This window comes from Actinomadura sp. WAC 06369, assembly GCF_003947565.1.
Lineage (GTDB): Bacteria > Actinomycetota > Actinomycetes > Streptosporangiales > Streptosporangiaceae > Spirillospora > Spirillospora rifamycini.
This window is the reverse complement of record NZ_QHJN01000014.1, coordinates 1-15,338: the sequence shown is the minus strand read 5'-3', so window position 1 is coordinate 15,338 and position 15,338 is coordinate 1. Positions and strand designations below refer to the sequence as shown.

Sequence of the window (15,338 nt, the reverse complement as noted above, 5' to 3'; positions counted from 1 at the left end):
CGGAGCCCCGAACCCCGCGCCCCGGGGGCCGGACGGACGCCCGGGGCGCGGGGCGGGTGCGGTCAGGCGCCGGTGGAGCCGTCGTCGGGGTGCTCGCCCAGCGCGGACCCGATCTGCGCGAGGAGGCCCTCGGCGTTGCGCACCGCGTCCTCCTCGCCCAGGGAGCGGAACCCGTCCACCGCGGCGGACGCCCGCTCCGCGGCGGCCGGGAGCCGCCCGGTCTGCGCGAGCACGCGCGCCTCGTCGAACGCGATCAGCGCCGTGTGCCAGATCCGCGCCGGCCCGTCCTCCGCGGGCAGGTCGGCGAGCGCCGCGCGGGCGTCCTCCATCCCGGCGTCCGCCGCGTCGGCGTCGCCGCTCCACAGCCGGCACATCGCGGCGCGGCGCAGCGCGTTCACCCGGCCGTAGGGGTTGCCCGCCCGGCCGTACGCCTCGGCGGCCTCCGCGAACCGCTCCGCGGCGAGCGCGTCCCGGTCCAGGTTCGTGAGCACCTCGGCGGACTCGTCGAGGAAGTGGCCCCGCGCCGCCTCGTTCCCGTCCTGCGCGGCGAGCCCGGCCATCGCGACGAACGCGTCCGCCGCGCCCGGCTCCCCGAGCTCCTTCTGCGCGTGCGCGATGATCAGCCGGCAGCGCCGCTCGGCGATCGGGTCGCCGTCCTCCCCCGCCACCCCGGGCAGGGCCTCCTCCGCGACCTCCGCCGCCTCCAGGTGCCGGCCCGCGCCCATGTACGCGGCGGCGAGATCGACCCGCAGGTGGACGGCCGCCTCGTGCGCGCCCCCGGCGGTCCACGCCGCGACGCCCTCCACCAGGTCGGCGACCGCGTCGGCGGGCCTGTCGGCGGACAGCAGCGCCCGGCCCCGCTCCCCGTGCGCCGCCGCCCGCATCGGCCCCTGCACGGTCGGCACCGCGAGGACCTCGTCGAGCAGCGCCACGATCTCCTCCGGCGGGACCGCGTCCCGGTCCTCGGCGATCCGCCCCAGGATCTGCGCCAGCATCAGCGCCGCCGCCGCGGCCTTCTGCGGCTCGTCCTGCGCGCGGGCCGCGTCCAGGCTGCGCCGCAGCACCGCCGTGCCCTCCGCGACCTCGCCGGTCAGCACCAGCGCGCGGGCCCGCACGAAGTCGGCGTCCGGGGCGCGGAACGGGTCGTCCTCGGGGACGATCCGGTCGAGCACGGCGAGCGCGTCCGCGGGCCGGTCCAGTTCGAGGTGGCCGCCCGCGAGCCGCAGCAGCGCCGACACCAGGTACCCGTCCTCGGCCGGGTGCGCGGTGAAGTGGTCGACGGCGGCCGTCAGGTCCGCCATGCCGTCCGGGTCGCCGCTGTCGACGCGCATCTCCCCCAGCCGGCTCAGCGTCCGGTGCCGCCGGTCCTCCTCGCCCAGCTCCGCGAACCGGCGGGCCGCCTCCTCCCAGGCCGCGATCGCGCCCGGCGCGTCCCCCTCGACCGCGAGCTCCACGCCGCGCCCGTCCAGCCTCCGGGCCGCCTGCAGCGGCGTCGGCTCGATCTTCTCCGCCACGGTGTCGAACCGCCGCCACGCCGCGAACGTCCGCTCCAGGTCGCGGCCGCTGCGGCGGCGGTCGGTGATGTCGAGCAGCTCGTCGAGATCGTCGATCGCCGCGACGTCCGCGGCGTCGTCGGCCGGCCCGGCCGGAGCCGGGTCGGGCGCGGCGGCCGGACGGCGGTGGTGCGCGGCCAGCGGGACGTACTCCGCGACCGGCTCCGCCTCGATGATCGCCCGCACCCGCTCGCCCTGCCGCGACGTGCCGTTGCGCGCGTCGAACCGGGCCGCCAGCCCCGTCGCGGACTCCGCCAGCTCCGCCCGCAGCGCCTCCACCGGGACGTCCGCCGCCGGGCGCTCGCCCGCCGCGGGCCGCCGCAGCGTCGCCGCCCCGTGCCCCGCCGCCGCCGCACGCCCCAGCACCAGCGCGCCCGCCGCCGCGAACCGCATCGCCGCGTACGGGTGCGGCGCCCGGTCCAGCCACCCCAGGTGCCGCTCCAGGATCTCCAGCCCGCGCGCCCCGTTCCCGGTCAGCCCGCAGAACTCCAGATGCTCCGCGATGTCCGCCAGATCCGCGAGCTGCGTCCGGTTCACCCGGTACGCGCGGCGGTGCATGTCGGCCGCCTCCGCGTACCGCCCCGTCCGCAGGTACACCTGCATGAGCGCCGTCTGGACGCCCTGCGGCTGCTCCGAGCACGTCAGCTCCGCGCCCAGCACCGGCGCCGCGACCTCCAGCGCCTCCTCGTACCGGCCCGCGTCGATCAGCTGGTACATCATCCCGGTCGGGTCGCAGCCCGCGCAGTCCGACAGCTCGTCGCGCTCCGCCGCCCGCCACTTCGCGAACCAGTCCGGCGCCGCCGCGTCCCCGACGTGCCGCGCCACCGCGCACCGGTAGTGGTACACCGCCTGCAGGCTGTGCCCGCCCGCGCGGTACCGGCGCTCCATGTCGTCCAGCACCGCGTACGTCCGGTCCAAGGGGATCTCGGGGAACTTCGTCAGGGCGTTCACCACCGCCTTCATCTGCCACAGCAGCGAATGCGTCTCCCCGAACCGCCCCGGATCGCGGTCGTGGTCGGCGAGGGTCCGGCTGAACGTCGCGAACGCCTTCATCGGCTCCGCGCCGTAGTGGTACGCGTTCGTCAGCGCGATCCGCACCCGGAACGCCAGCTCCTCGTCGCCCGCGGCGTCCGCGCGGCGCAGCGCGTCCTCCACCAGGACGGTCTTCGCCTCCCCGTAGGGCAGCTCGTCCGCCCGCCGCATCAGCTCGTAGACGTCCTCAACGCTCACTGGTCCCCCTCCGGGGTGTGGACGGCCCACTCCAGCAGGCCGATGAACGAACGGTTCAGCGCGGCCGTGTCGATCGGCCGCAGCGGATGGTGCCCGAGCAGCAGCGCCTGCCCGTACAGCGCCTGGACGGCGACGTCGACCGGGCCGCCGTCACCGAGCGCCGTGATGCGCCGGGTCAGCGGGTTCCGGTGGTTCAGCACGAGCTGCGGCCGGTCGATCCCCGCCGACGCGCCCACCGCGCCCAGGACGTCCGCCCACAGCTCCCCCGCCTCCTCCTGCGCCCGCGCCAGCTCCTCCCGGAACCGCGCGTCGCGGGACGACAGGAACAGCGCGGGCAGCGACGCCGGATCGAAGTCGCGGACCACCACCTCGCAGCCCAGCTTCTCCACCGCCCGCTGCGCCGCCGCCAGGAACGGCCGCAGCGCCAGCTCCGCCGCCGGATCCAGCACCCCGAACGTCGTCGCCAGCTCCGCCGCGTCCAGCCGCGCCGGCGCGATGTCCGGATCGATCGCCGGGAGCCGCTCGATGATCTCCGCGTCGTGCACGTAGCCCGCGTTCACGAGCCCCACGCCCTGCGCGCCCGCGACCGCCGACAGCCGCCGGAACTCGTCCACGCTCGTCGTGAACCGGCCGTCCGGATGCCGCCGCCGGAACTCCGCCAGCGTCATCGGCCCCGCCGACGTCTCGTACTCCAGCCACCGGTCGACGATCCGCAGCATGTCGTCGTCGTGCAGCGCCATCGCCTTCACACCGAGGTGGTGCAGCCGCAGGAAGCCCCGCAGCCGCGGCGGGTCCGTCTCCGACAGCGTCACCAGCCACTGCCGCAGCGACTCCCCCAGCGCGTGCCGCGTCGCGTCGAGCAGCTCGTCCTCGTACAGCGCCTCGCGGCTCGCCGTCGGCCGCAGCTCCCCCGCGTCCACCACGCAGCGCGCGAAGAACGCCCACTCCGGCAGCAGCCCCTCCACGCCCTCCGCCAGCAGCATCCGCTTCAGGTAGACGCGGTGCGCCGACCGCGCCGTCGGCGCCACCGGCTGCGGCAGCACGAACGCCACCCCCGTCAGGCCCGCCTCCGCCGCGCTCAGGTCCACCACGTCGAACGGCGTGAACCCGTACAGCTCCTCGCAGTACCCCTCCAGCGCCCGGCGCCGCGCCGCCGGGTCCGGGTGCGCCGCCCGCCACGGCGGCTCCCCCGTCACCGCGACGCCGTCCACCGTCAGCTCCACCGGCAGCAGCGACCCGTACGTCCGCGCCAGCTCCGCCACCACCGGCGGGCTCAGCAGCTCCGCCGACCCCGGACGCGCCCGCAACGTCACCGTCGTGCCCGGCTCGTCCCGCTCGCCCGGCTCCACCCGGTAGCTGCCCTCCGACCGGCCCGTCCACCGGACCGCCCCGCCGCCGCGCGCCGACCGCGTCACCACCTCGATCTCGTCCGCGACGAGGAACGCCGACAGCAGCCCGATCCCGAACTGCCCCAGGAAGTCGTGCCGCGCGAACCCCAGCTCGTCCCGCTTCGACGACCGTCCGATGGTGGCCAGCAGCGTGTGCACCTCGTCCGCCGTCAGCCCGACGCCGTCGTCGTGCACCCGCAGCGCCCCGCCGCCCGTCTCCACCCGCACCCGGCCGCCGCCGTCGCCGCGCGCCGTGATCGCGTCCACCGCGTTCTGCAGCAGCTCCCGCAGATACACCCGCGGACTCGCGTACAGATGGCGGCTCAGCAGATCCACCACGCCGCGCAGATCCACCTGGAACGCCTGATCCGCCACCCGGAACCTCCCCGATCTCCCCTGACGAGCGGAGGACACCATAGCGAGGCTTTGCGACGTTTCGTGATCGTTTAAGACGCGAACGGGCCCCGGACCGTCCGACCGGTCCGGGGCCCGCCCCACGCGTGCTACGAGATCAGATCAGGCCCAGCTTGCGGACCGCGTCCCGCTCCTCCGCCAGCTCGTTCACCGACGCGTCGATCTTCCCGCGCGAGAACTCGTCGATCTCCAGCCCCTGGACGATCTCCCACTTCCCGTCCTTCGCGGTGACCGGGAACGACGAGATCAGCCCCTCGGGCACCCCGTACGAGCCGTCCGACACCACGGCCATCGACGTCCAGTCGCCCTCGGCCGTCCCGTTCACCCACGTGTGCACGTGGTCGATCGCCGCCGACGCCGCCGACGCCGCCGAGGACGCCCCCCGCGCCTCGATGATCGCCGCACCGCGCTTGGCGACCGTCGGGATGAAGTCGTCCTCCAGCCACTTCTGGTCGTCCACCACCGCGGCGGCGCTCTTCCCGCCGATCTCCGCGCGGAACAGGTCCGGGTACTGGGTCGCCGAGTGGTTGCCCCAGATCGTCATCTTCTTGATGTCGGCGACGGACACGCCCGCCTTCTTCGACAGCTGCGCCAGCGCCCGGTTGTGGTCCAGGCGGGTCATCGCGGTGAACCGCTCGGCCGGGACGTCCGGGGCGTGCTGCTGCGCGATCAGCGCGTTCGTGTTCGCCGGGTTGCCGACCACCAGCACCTTCACGTCGTCCGCCGCGCCGGCGTTGATCGCCTCGCCCTGCGGCTTGAAGATCCCGCCGTTGGCCTCCAGCAGGTCACCGCGCTCCATGCCCTTCGTGCGCGGCCGCGCGCCCACCAGCAGCGCCACGTTCGTCCCCTGGAACGCCTGCGCGGCGTCGTCGAAGATGTCGATGCCCTGCAGCAGCGGGAAGGCGCAGTCGTCCAGTTCCATCGCGGTGCCCTCGGCGGCCTTCACCGCCTGCGGGATCTCCAGCAGCCGCAGCTTGACGGGTACGTCCGCACCCAGCAGGTGCCCGGACGCGATACGGAACAGCAGCGCGTAACCGATCTGGCCCGCGGCGCCGGTGACGGTGACGGTGACTGGGGTGCGAGTCATTGCCTCTTCTCTCCTGCTGTGACCTGACGGGGCTGCTGCGACCTAGAAGACTCAGGCGGCCCATCCGTGCGAACCCGACCGCCCAAGAGGCGCGCCGCCGCGCGGAATCTCTCGCCGTCGAGATAGTTCACCAGCAGGCTATACCGCGCGCCCGGACGGACGGCGGGCAGGTGCGCCCCCCGGCACCGCTCGTCCCGCCCGGAAAGCGGAAGGCCGCCCCGGGATCCCCGGGACGGCCCACAGCGGACGGCCGGATCAGCCGTTGATCTTCTTCTGCAGGTTGGTGTCGAGAGCCTCGAGGAACTCCTGCGTCGTCAGGTAGGGGGTGTCGGCCCCGACGAGCAGAGCGAGGTCCTTGGTCATCTGGCCGCCCTCGACGGTCTCGATGCAGACTTCCTCGACCTTGCGCGCGAAGTCGGAAACCTCGGGCTGGCCGTCCAGCTTGCCGCGGTGCTCGAGGCCGCGGGTCCAGGCGAAGATGGACGCGATCGGGTTGGTGGAGGTCGCCTTGCCCTGCTGGTGCTGGCGGTAGTGGCGGGTCACCGTGCCGTGCGCGGCCTCGGCCTCGACGGTCTTGCCGTCGGGGGTCATGAGGACCGAGGTCATGAGGCCGAGGGAGCCGAAGCCCTGCGCGAGGGTGTCGGACTGGACGTCGCCGTCGTAGTTCTTGGCGGCCCAGACGAAGCCGCCGTCCCACTTCAGCGCCGCCGCGACCATGTCGTCGATGAGCCGGTGCTCGTAGGTGAGCTTCTTGGCCTCGAACTCGCTCTTGAACTCGGCCTCGTAGATCTCCTGGAAGATGTCCTTGAAGCGGCCGTCGTACGCCTTCAGGATCGTGTTCTTCGTGGACATGTACAGCGGCATGTTGCGCTCGAGCGCGTACCGCATCGTCGCGCGCGCGAAGTCGCGGATCGACGCGTCGAAGTTGTACATGCCCATCGCGACGCCGCCGCCGCTGAAGTCCGCGATCTCCATCTCGATGGGCTCGCCGTCGTCCTGCGGCGTGTAGGTGATCGTCACCTTGCCCGGGCCCGGGACGACGAAGTCCGTCGCCTTGTACTGGTCGCCGTGGGCGTGCCGGCCGATGATGATCGGCTTGGTCCAGCCGGGGACGAGCCGGGGGATGTTCGAGCAGATGATGGGCTCGCGGAAGACGACGCCGCCGAGGATGTTGCGGATCGTCCCGTTCGGGGACCGCCACATCTTCTTCAGGCCGAACTCCTCGACGCGGGCCTCGTCGGGGGTGATGGTGGCGCACTTGACGCCGACGCCGTGCTCCCGGATGGCGTGGGCGGCGTCGATGGTGACCTGGTCATCGGTCGCGTCCCGATGCTCCATCCCCAGGTCGTAGTACTTCAGGTCCACGTCGAGGTACGGCAGGATCAGCTGGTCCTTGATGAATTTCCAGATGATCCGCGTCATTTCGTCGCCGTCGAGTTCGACGACCGGGCCCGCTACTTTGATCTTGGGCATGCTGTTGCTGTCCCTTTCCTACACCTGGCCAGCAGTCCTTGTAAGGCTCAACTGGCAAGGCTATCCGAGCGGGTTCGGAGGTCTAGACCTCGCCCCCGGCGCGGACCCGCAGGGCAGGGGCTATCCGGGCGACCGGGCGCGGCGCCGGTTCAGCAGGAGCAGGAGGCCGCGGCCGGCCATGGCGAGCGCGATCAGGACGCCGAAGGCGCCGGCGAGGACGAGGCCGGTCTTGTGCATCGGCGGGACGCTGAGGGAGACGAACGCGACCGTCTCGCCGAGCAGGACGAGCGTCCAGCAGTCGACGGCGCGGCTGCGGACGGCGAGCATGCCGAGCTGCGACTCGGGCAGCAGGAGGCGGGCGAGGGCGCCGAGGAGCAGGGCGCCGGCGATGACGCCCGAGCCCTTGCGGAAGTAGTCGAAGGACGCCAGCGTCAGGCCGGCGGCGACGCCGAGGAGCACCATCAGGTAGGGCAGTCGGCCGAGCCAGTGCGGTGCGGCGGACCTCCCGCGCGGCGCCTTCCGCCTGCGCCGGTGCACCTGAGTGGTCATGTCCACACCGTAGTCCCATTCCGGTCACGGGGGCGCCGAAGTGGCCCGAAACCCCTGCGGCGTCGACCCTACTCGCCAGTAGGAGGGTGTGACGGCAGGGCGCCCGGGTAACCCGGACGACAGGGGTCGCTAACTAGCTGGGAGGACTGCCGTGGAGGGGCCGTTCATGCGGATCGAGGACAGCGGTGTGGTCATGCCGCTGCGCCCCGACGTCACGACGGTCGGGCGAGGGCGCGGAGTCGACGTCCGCCTCGACGACCCGAGTGTGTCCCGTTTGCACGCAGAGATCGTTCGGCGCGGCCCGTACGTCTACGTGGTCGACATGGGCCTGTCCCGCAACGGGACGCGGGTCAACGGCCGGCCGATCGCACGCCGCGTCCTGGAGGACGGCGACGTCGTCACCTTCGGCACCGCGCGGTGCCGGATGGGGGGCATCCCCCGGGAGGAGGTCGACCCGGACGTCGAACTGCGGCGGGCGGTCGCGCCCGAGCTCACCCGGCGCGAGGTCGATGTGCTGACCTCGCTGTGCCGGCCCGCCCTGTCGGACGAGGCGTTCGTCGCGCCCGCCACCGCCCGCGACATCGCCGGTGATCTCGTGGTGACGGAGGCGGCCGTCAAGCAGCACCTGCTGCGCCTGTACCAGAAGTTCCGTATTCCCGAGGGTCCCAACCGCCGCACCCGGCTCGCCAACGAGGTCATCGCGATGGGCCTCGTCCGGCCGCTGCCGCCGGTGCACGTCCCGCAGGGCCGCCCGCCGATGGACGGCGGACGCCCGCCGGGCGTCCGTCCCGAGGCGCGCCGCCCGGCGCACGGCACCGCGCACGTCACCCGTCCGGCACCCAGCGCGGCGGGGAGGCGCGCCAGCTAGCGTTCACGGCCGCCCTCCACCGGCAGCGCAGCGCGGAGGGCGGCCGTGTTCCCGATCAGAGGGAGCGTTCCGCGGCTTCGACGACGTTCGCGAGGAGCATGGCGCGGGTCATCGGGCCCACGCCGCCGGGGTTGGGCGCCACCCAGCCGGCGACCTCGCGGACGTCGGCGGCGACGTCGCCGGCGAGCTTCCCGTCGACGCGGGAGACCCCGACGTCGAGGACGGCGGCGCCGGGCTTCACCATGTCGGCGGTGATCAGGCCGGGGACGCCGGCGGCGGCGACGACGATGTCGGCGGCGCGGGTGTGCGCGGCGAGGTCGCGGGTGCCGGTGTGGCAGAGGGTGACGGTCGCGTTCTCGGTGCGGCGGGTCAGCAGCAGGCCGAGGGAGCGGCCGACGGTGATGCCGCGGCCGACGACGGTGACCTCGGCGCCCTTGAGCGGGACGTCGAAGCGGCGCAGCAGCTCGATGATGCCCTTCGGGGTGCAGGGCAGCGGGCCGTCCTGCATGAGGACGAGCCGGCCGAGGTTCGTGGGGTGCAGGCCGTCGGCGTCCTTGGCGGGGTCGATGCGTTCGAGGACGCGCTTGTCGTCGAGGCCCTTCGGCAGGGGGAGCTGGACGATGTAGCCGGTGCAGGCCGGGTCGGCGTTGAGCTCGGCGACGGCGCGCTCCACCTCGTCCTGGGAGGCGTCGGCCGGCAGGTCGCGGCGGATGCTCTCGATCCCGACCTCGGCGCAGTCGCGGTGCTTCATGTTGACGTAGGAGTGGCTGCCGGGGTCGTCCCCGACGAGGACGGTGCCGAGCCCCACCGACACGCCCCGCTCCCCGAGCGCCGCGACGCGCTCGGCGAGGTCCGCGCGGATCTCCGCCGCGGTCGCCTTGCCGTCCAGAATCTGTGCCGTCATGCGTGTGCCTCCGCGCTGATCTCGGCTGATCTCGGCCACCCAGGCGCGCGGTGTCCGGACTGTCGATCGCTCCCCGGTGGTGATCCACCTTGCCCGCGCCAGTCGCGAACACCCATGGTAACGGGCCATTGGGGCGCGGAAATCGGCGCCGAGTGGCTCTCGCGGCGGGGGCGCGCGACGCCTAGCGTCCGAGGCATGGAGTGGTTCGACGTACCCGTTCTGACCGGACGCCACGTGCGGCTGGAGCCGCTGGCGATGGAGCACGCGGACGGGCTGTTCGCGGCGGCGGGCGACCCGGAGGTCTGGCGGTGGCAGAGCGCGCTGCGGCCGCGCGACGCGGCGGACATGCGGGCGCTGGTGCGGCGGGCGCTGGACGGGCGCGACCGGGGCCTGCGGCTGCCGTGGGCGCAGATCGACGCGGCGACCGGCGAGGTCGCGGGGACGACGTCGTACTACGAGGTGTCGCCGAAGGACCGGGGCCTGTGCATCGGGTACACGTGGCTCGGGGCGCGGTGGCAGCGGACGGGGATCAACACGGAGTCGAAGCTGCTGCTGCTGGAGCGGGCGTTCGAGGAGCTGAAGGCGATCCGAGTGGGGTGGCACACGCACGCCCAGAACGAGCGGTCGCGGGCGGCGATCGAGCGGCTGGGGGCGTCGTTCGAGGGCGTCCACCGGAAGCACCGGGTGCGGGCGGACGGGTCGGTCCGGGACACGGCCGTGTACGGGATGACCGACGACGACTGGGCCGTGGCGGGCCCGGCGCTGCGCGCGCGCCTGCGCGGTTAGGCGTCGCGGTCAGGCGGTGCGGTCAGGCGTTCTCGTCTTCGGAGCGGCGGGCGATGGCGCGGTCGGTGCCGTGCCAGCCGAGGCGGGCGGCGAGCATCGCGGCGAGCGCCGCGGCGACGAGCCCGATGACCTGCCGGGCGTCCAGCAGGAGGGCGTTCGCCTGGGAGACGGCGCTCAGCATGAGCATCGTGAGGGTGTCCATGGTGCCTTCCGTGGGGGGCCGGCAACGAGGCTACCTGCGGCGGAACGTAAAACGGCCCGGCGGCGGGGGCCGCCGGGCCGTTCGGTGCCGTCAGTGGAAGAAGTGCCGGACGCCCGTGAAGTAGAGGGCGATCCCGGCTTTCTCCGCCGCCTCGACCACCTTGTCGTCGTTGACGGACCCGCCGGGCTGGACGATCGCGCGGACGCCCGCGCTCGTCAGCACCTCCAGGCCGTCCGGGAACGGGAAGAACGCGTCGGACGCGCCGACCGCGGCGGCCGCGCGCTCCTCGCCCGCGCGCGACACCGCGAGCTTGGCGGAGTCGACCCGGTTGACCTGGCCCATCCCGACGCCGACGGTGGCGCCGTCGGCGGCCAGCAGGATGGCGTTCGACTTGACGGAGCGGACCGCGCGCCACGCGAACGCCAGGTCGCGCAGGGTGGCCTCGTCGGCGGCCTCGCCGGTCTTCAGCTCCCACCCGGACGGGTCGTCGCCGGGGGCGTCGACGGCGTCGACGCCCTGCAGGAGCAGGCCGCCGTCGATGCGGCGGTACTCGGTCGCGCCCTTCGGGGCGTCCGGGCAGACGAGGAGGCGGACGTTCTTGAAGCGGTCCTTGAGCACCGCGACGGCCTCGTCGTCGAACCCGGGGGCCACGACGACCTCGGCGAAGCTCTCGGTGACCTGCCGGGCCATCTCCGCGGTCACCGGGCGGTTCGCCGCGATGACGCCGCCGTACGCCGACAGCGGGTCGCAGGCGTGCGCCTTGCGGTGCGCCTCGGCGATGTCGGCGCCGACCGCGATGCCGCACGGGTTGGCGTGCTTGATGATCGCGACGGCGGGCTCGGCGAAGTCGTACGCGGACCGGCGCGCGGCGTCGGTGTCGACGTAGTTGTTGTACGACATCTCCTTGCCGTACAGCTGCTCGGCGCCCGCGAGGCCGGTCTCGCCCGGCGCGCGGTACAGGGCGGCGCGCTGGTGCGGGTTCTCGCCGTACCGCAAGGTGTTCGACCGCTCCCAGGTGGCGCCGAGGAAGTCGGGCCACGCGGTGTCGCGGGCGGTGTCGTCGGGCGCGTAGTCGCCAGCGAACCAGGACGCGACGGCGACGTCGTACGACGCGGTGTGCGCGAACGCCCGGGCGGCGAGGCGGCGCCGCTCGTCCAGGGTGAACCCGCCGGCGGCGACGGCGGCCAGGACGTCGGCGTACCCGGACGGGTCGACGACGACGGCGACGCTCGCGTGGTTCTTCGCGGCGGCGCGCACCATGGTCGGGCCGCCGATGTCGATCTGCTCGACGCACTCGTCGGGCTTCGCGCCCGAGTTCACCGTGTCGGCGAACGGGTACAGGTTCGCGATCACCAGGTCGAACGGCTCGACGCCCAGGTCGTCGAGCTGCTGCAGGTGGTCGTCCTTGCGCCGGTCGGCGAGCAGGCCGGCGTGCACCCTCGGGTGCAGCGTCTTGACCCGCCCGTCCAGGCACTCGGGGAAGCCCGTGAGCTTCTCCACTTTCATGACCGGCACGCCGGCGGAGGCGATGCGCCCCGCCGTGGAGCCGGTGGAGACCAGCTCCACCCCGGCCTCGTGCAGGCCCCGGGCGAGGTCTTCCAGCCCGGTCTTGTCGTACACGCTGATCAGCGCGCGCTTGATCGCCACCCGACTCACTCGGCCGAGCTCCCCTCGTTCATGGACGGACTGTCGGACGCGTCCCTGCATGTGGTGCATTTCATGGAGACCCGCCTGCCCTTCGCGGTCCAGCCGTCGCGGGCGAGGCGTCCGACGACGTCGACGATCAGCCTGCGCTCGACCTGCTTGATGCGCTCGTGCAGGGAGTCTTCGTCGTCATGCCAGCCCACCTGCACGGCCTCCTGGGCGATGACGGGTCCGGTGTCCACGCCTTCGTCGACGAAGTGCACGGTACAGCCCGTCACCTTGACCCCGTACGCCAGGGCGTCCCGAACGGCGTGGGCGCCGGGGAAGGACGGCAGCAGCGCGGGGTGCGTGTTCACGGTGCGCCCGCCGAACGCCGCCAGGAACCGGGGCCCGAGGATCTTCATGAACCCGGCGGACACCACCAGGTCGGGCTCGTGCCCGGCGATCGCCTCGGTGAGCGAGGCGTCCCACTCCACCCGGGTCGGGAAGTCGGCGACGCGGCGGACGAAGGTCGGCAGCCCGGCCCGTTCCGCGCGTTCCACGCCGCCCGTCCCTGGGCGGTCCGCGCCCACGGCCACCACCTGCGCCCCGTAGGCTGGATCCGCGCACGCGTCGAGCAGCGCTTGTAGGTTGGTCCCCGCACCGGAGACGAGGACGACGAGCCGGGCGGACACCATGACTCCCTGGGTGGACGGTGGGGTTGTTTCGGCCACCACGAAGCCTATCGGCCCTGTTCGATGCCCCAGGTGCGCGGCGCCCAGGATCGACAGCCCCCAGGCCAGGAGGAACGAGTGAGCGAGCAGCCGGGACAGCCGGCCCCCGAGGACGACCGTCCGGACGGCCGCCCCGCGGGCTCGTCTTCGGCGGGGGCCCCCGCCCCGGCGCCGGCCGGCGGCGAGCCGGGGGAGGCGGGGACGCCCGGACGGCCCGACCTGCCGGAGCGGGCCGGCGGCGCGAGCCCCTGGGGGGCGCAGGAGCAGCAGCAGGGGCACCCGCAGAACCCGTGGGGGCAGCCGGGGCAGCCGGGGCGGCCCGGAGGGCCGCAGGGGAAGCCGGGGCCGCGGCCGGGCGAGCGGAGCAGCTGGCGGTCCCTGTGGCTCGGCGGGCTCGCCCTGCTGACCGCGTTCTTCTTCTACCCCCTGGGCCTCGTGCTCGGCATCGCGGCGATCGTCGTGGGCGTCCGGTCCCGGCGAGCGGCCCGGCGCGAGCACGGCTCGGCGCCGGGGGCGGCGGCGGGGATCGTCCTCGGGTCGATCGGGCTGGTGCTGGCGTCGCTGTCGGTCGCGCTCACGGCGTTCCTGTGGACGGAGCTGAGCGGCTACCAGTCGTGCGTGAGCACGGCCAACACCGGCATCGACCGGCAGACGTGCCAGGACGAGTGGTTCCCCCGCATCGAGGACAAGATGGGGCTGCCCGAGGGCAGCATGGACGAGTACGGCGACCTGCTCTGAGTCACTCGGGGCGGGGGTCGTTGCGCAGCACGTAGATCGCGCCGCCCCGGTTCTCGGTCCGCTCGGGGACGGGGCCGGTCCCGGGCTCCGCGCGGGGCGCGGGGACGGGCTCGTCCGGTTCCTCGTCGACGATGTGGCCCTCGACGACGACCGTGCCCGGTTCGGGCGCGGCGGCGGGCTCGTCCGCGGGCGGCCCGGGGTCGGGCGCCCGCCGGCGGCGGCGCGGCGTGAGGACCGGTTCGGCCTCCTCGAACTCCAGCGGGCCGGGCGCGTACGGGGAGCGCGGCGCGGGCTCCGGCGGCGCGGCCGGGACGTCCGGCGCGTCCTGGACGGTCGGGGCGGGCGCGGCCGGCGGGGCCGCGGCGGGCACGGCGGGCACGGCCTTCGCCTTCGCGGGCCGGGCCGTCCGGCGGGGGCGGCGGCGCGGGACGTCGGCGGTGTCGGCGCGGCGGGTCAGCCGCCAGTTCGCCCACCACGCGACGATCGCGGCGGAGATGCCGACCTCGAGCGTCGCCATCAGCCCCACCTGCCACGGCGAGGGGCCCACGGTCGCCATCCGCTCGCCGCCGAGGGGGCCGCCGGACAGCGCGGCCAGCAGCGCCGCCACCGCGCCCGTGAGGGCGCCCGACACGAATCCCCACAGCGGGGCCGCCTCGTTGGCGTCGCTGGGCGTCGACCGGACGGTCAGCGCGCCGCCCACGGCGCCCGCGACGAACGGGGCGGCGAGGGCCAGCAGGGACGCCGCCGGGGCGGGGCCGGGCTCGGGCAGCGCGGCCAGCGGCGGGAACGCCGGGACGACGTCGAGGAACACGCCGGTCGGGGACACCGTCGTGCCCGCGCCGACCGAGAAGCCGGGCCCGACCGCGTAGGACATGCCCCAGATGACGGCGTTCGGGAGGAACGCGAGCTCGACGAGCAGCAGCAGCGCGCCGCCGACGATGCCGGGGCCGAGCATGTCGTAGAGGTGCTCGGCGTCCTCCAGGTGCAGGGCCAGCGACACCGCGACGAGCAGCGCGCCGGACGCCAGCAGCACCGCCGTCGAGCCCGCGACGCCGATCACGAGGGAGCGGGCCCGGTCGGGCAGCAGGCGCAGCAGCGCGCCGAGCCCGGAACGGACGCGGCGCCCCCGGGCCTCGGCCGCGACCTGCGCCGCGACCACGGCCCGCGCGGCGCCCAGCCCGCCCGCGACGACCGCGACCGTGAAGCACGCGACGAGCGCCTGCCAGGCGGACGGGCGCAGCGCGGGCCCGGTCGCGGCCAGGGCGAGCGCCCCGGCCAGCGCCGCGTAGGGCGCGGCGAGCGACACCGCGACGCGGGCGACCGCGACGCGGGGCCGGTCCGGCAGCCCGATCCCGCGGATCATCCACGCGCCGCCCCGGTACAGCAGCGCGCCGGGCACGACCAGGACGCCGAGCGGCAGCAGGCCCACGCGCCCGTGCCCGGTGGAGAACCCGGCGTGGTGGGAGATCAGCCAGAAGTTCACGGCCGTCCGGAACACGCCGGGGAGCCCGTCGCCGAACGCGGTGCGGGGCGCGGCGATCCAGCCGACGAGCGTGACCGTGGTGAGCACCGCGAGGCCGATGCCGATGCACCACAGGGCCGCGACGAGCCCGGACACCGGGAGCGGCCGCCCCGTCCCGCCGCGCTGCCGGTCCGTCCCGCCGCGCCGCTTCTCCGGCCCGCCCCGGGCTTGCCGCCGTTCCGCTGCCGGGCGCGCGCCCCGGGACGTCGCGCCGCGCTCTCGGGCCCTCGCATCGCTCACCCGCCCATGCTGGCACCCCCGCCGCGC

The 15,338-nt window shown here is 74.6% G+C and carries 13 protein-coding genes and 1 riboswitch; of the genes, 3 read left to right on the top strand and 10 right to left on the bottom strand.

The annotated features are described in order from the left end of the window. Positions 1-62 precede the first annotated feature (62 nt). The 5 genes from DMH08_RS06135 to DMH08_RS06115 form a co-directional block, all read right to left on the bottom strand. Positions 63-2,783, bottom strand: a complete 2,721-nt coding sequence (locus tag DMH08_RS06135) for a tetratricopeptide repeat protein (protein WP_125612270.1) — start codon at positions 2,781-2,783, stop codon at positions 63-65. Further along, entirely contained in the window at positions 2,780-4,546 is a 1,767-nt protein-coding gene (locus tag DMH08_RS06130) for an HSP90 family protein (protein WP_026402617.1), read from the bottom strand. The genes DMH08_RS06135 and DMH08_RS06130 overlap by 4 nt, the downstream gene beginning before the upstream one ends. A 136-nt stretch (positions 4,547-4,682) precedes the next feature. Beyond that, entirely contained in the window at positions 4,683-5,672 is a 990-nt protein-coding gene (locus tag DMH08_RS06125) for a malate dehydrogenase (protein WP_026402618.1), read from the bottom strand. A gap of 255 nt (positions 5,673-5,927) precedes the next feature. Further along, positions 5,928-7,145 (bottom strand): NADP-dependent isocitrate dehydrogenase, encoded by a 1,218-nt coding sequence (locus DMH08_RS06120; protein ID WP_125612268.1) that lies wholly within the window; start codon positions 7,143-7,145, stop codon positions 5,928-5,930. A gap of 120 nt (positions 7,146-7,265) precedes the next feature. After that, positions 7,266-7,694 carry a DUF3017 domain-containing protein gene (locus tag DMH08_RS06115; protein WP_084550270.1) on the bottom strand — a complete coding sequence of 143 codons (429 nt, stop codon included), beginning with the start codon at positions 7,692-7,694 and terminating at the stop codon, positions 7,266-7,268. A 166-nt stretch (positions 7,695-7,860) separates the two neighbouring features. Here DMH08_RS06115 and DMH08_RS06110 point away from each other — a divergent pair, with 166 nt between their 5' ends. Then, positions 7,861-8,562, top strand: a complete 702-nt coding sequence (locus tag DMH08_RS06110; RefSeq protein WP_245592521.1) for an FHA domain-containing protein — start codon at positions 7,861-7,863, stop codon at positions 8,560-8,562. 55 nt (positions 8,563-8,617) lie between these two features. Here DMH08_RS06110 and DMH08_RS06105 read toward each other — a convergent pair whose 3' ends face one another. Beyond that, entirely contained in the window at positions 8,618-9,466 is an 849-nt protein-coding gene (locus tag DMH08_RS06105; RefSeq protein WP_026402621.1) for a bifunctional methylenetetrahydrofolate dehydrogenase/methenyltetrahydrofolate cyclohydrolase, read from the bottom strand. A gap of 30 nt (positions 9,467-9,496) precedes the next feature. After that, positions 9,497-9,582: riboswitch (ZMP/ZTP riboswitch) on the bottom strand. Positions 9,583-9,661: 79 nt separating this feature from the next. Between DMH08_RS06105 and DMH08_RS06100 the strand changes: the two genes are divergently transcribed. Further along, positions 9,662-10,252: a GNAT family N-acetyltransferase gene (locus DMH08_RS06100; RefSeq protein WP_125612266.1), complete on the top strand. Its 591-nt coding sequence runs from the start codon at positions 9,662-9,664 to the stop codon at positions 10,250-10,252. Positions 10,253-10,274: 22 nt separating this feature from the next. Here the strand turns inward: DMH08_RS06100 and DMH08_RS06095 are convergent, their stop codons facing one another. The 3 genes from DMH08_RS06095 to purN form a co-directional block, all read right to left on the bottom strand. Next, complete coding sequence (locus DMH08_RS06095; RefSeq protein ID WP_125612264.1) at positions 10,275-10,454, bottom strand: hypothetical protein; 180 nt, start codon at positions 10,452-10,454, stop codon at positions 10,275-10,277. A 90-nt stretch (positions 10,455-10,544) separates the two neighbouring features. Next, positions 10,545-12,110: a bifunctional phosphoribosylaminoimidazolecarboxamide formyltransferase/IMP cyclohydrolase gene (purH, locus tag DMH08_RS06090; RefSeq protein WP_026402624.1), complete on the bottom strand. Its 1,566-nt coding sequence runs from the start codon at positions 12,108-12,110 to the stop codon at positions 10,545-10,547. Beyond that, the gene (purN, locus tag DMH08_RS06085; protein WP_034517950.1) at positions 12,107-12,775 is read right to left on the bottom strand and encodes a phosphoribosylglycinamide formyltransferase; all 669 of its coding nucleotides are present in this window, start codon (positions 12,773-12,775) and stop codon (positions 12,107-12,109) included. The genes purH and purN overlap by 4 nt, the downstream gene beginning before the upstream one ends. 114 nt (positions 12,776-12,889) lie before the next feature. Between purN and DMH08_RS06080 the strand changes: the two genes are divergently transcribed. Next, a complete protein-coding gene (locus DMH08_RS06080; RefSeq protein ID WP_125612262.1) occupies positions 12,890-13,549 on the top strand; it encodes a DUF4190 domain-containing protein in 660 nt (219 codons plus the stop codon). Between the two features lies 1 nt (position 13,550). On the opposite strand, the gene DMH08_RS06075 is transcribed toward DMH08_RS06080, so the two are convergent. Next, positions 13,551-15,311, bottom strand: coding sequence for a cell division protein PerM (locus DMH08_RS06075; protein WP_233617424.1), 1,761 nt, complete (start codon positions 15,309-15,311; stop codon positions 13,551-13,553). Positions 15,312-15,338 lie beyond the last annotated feature (27 nt).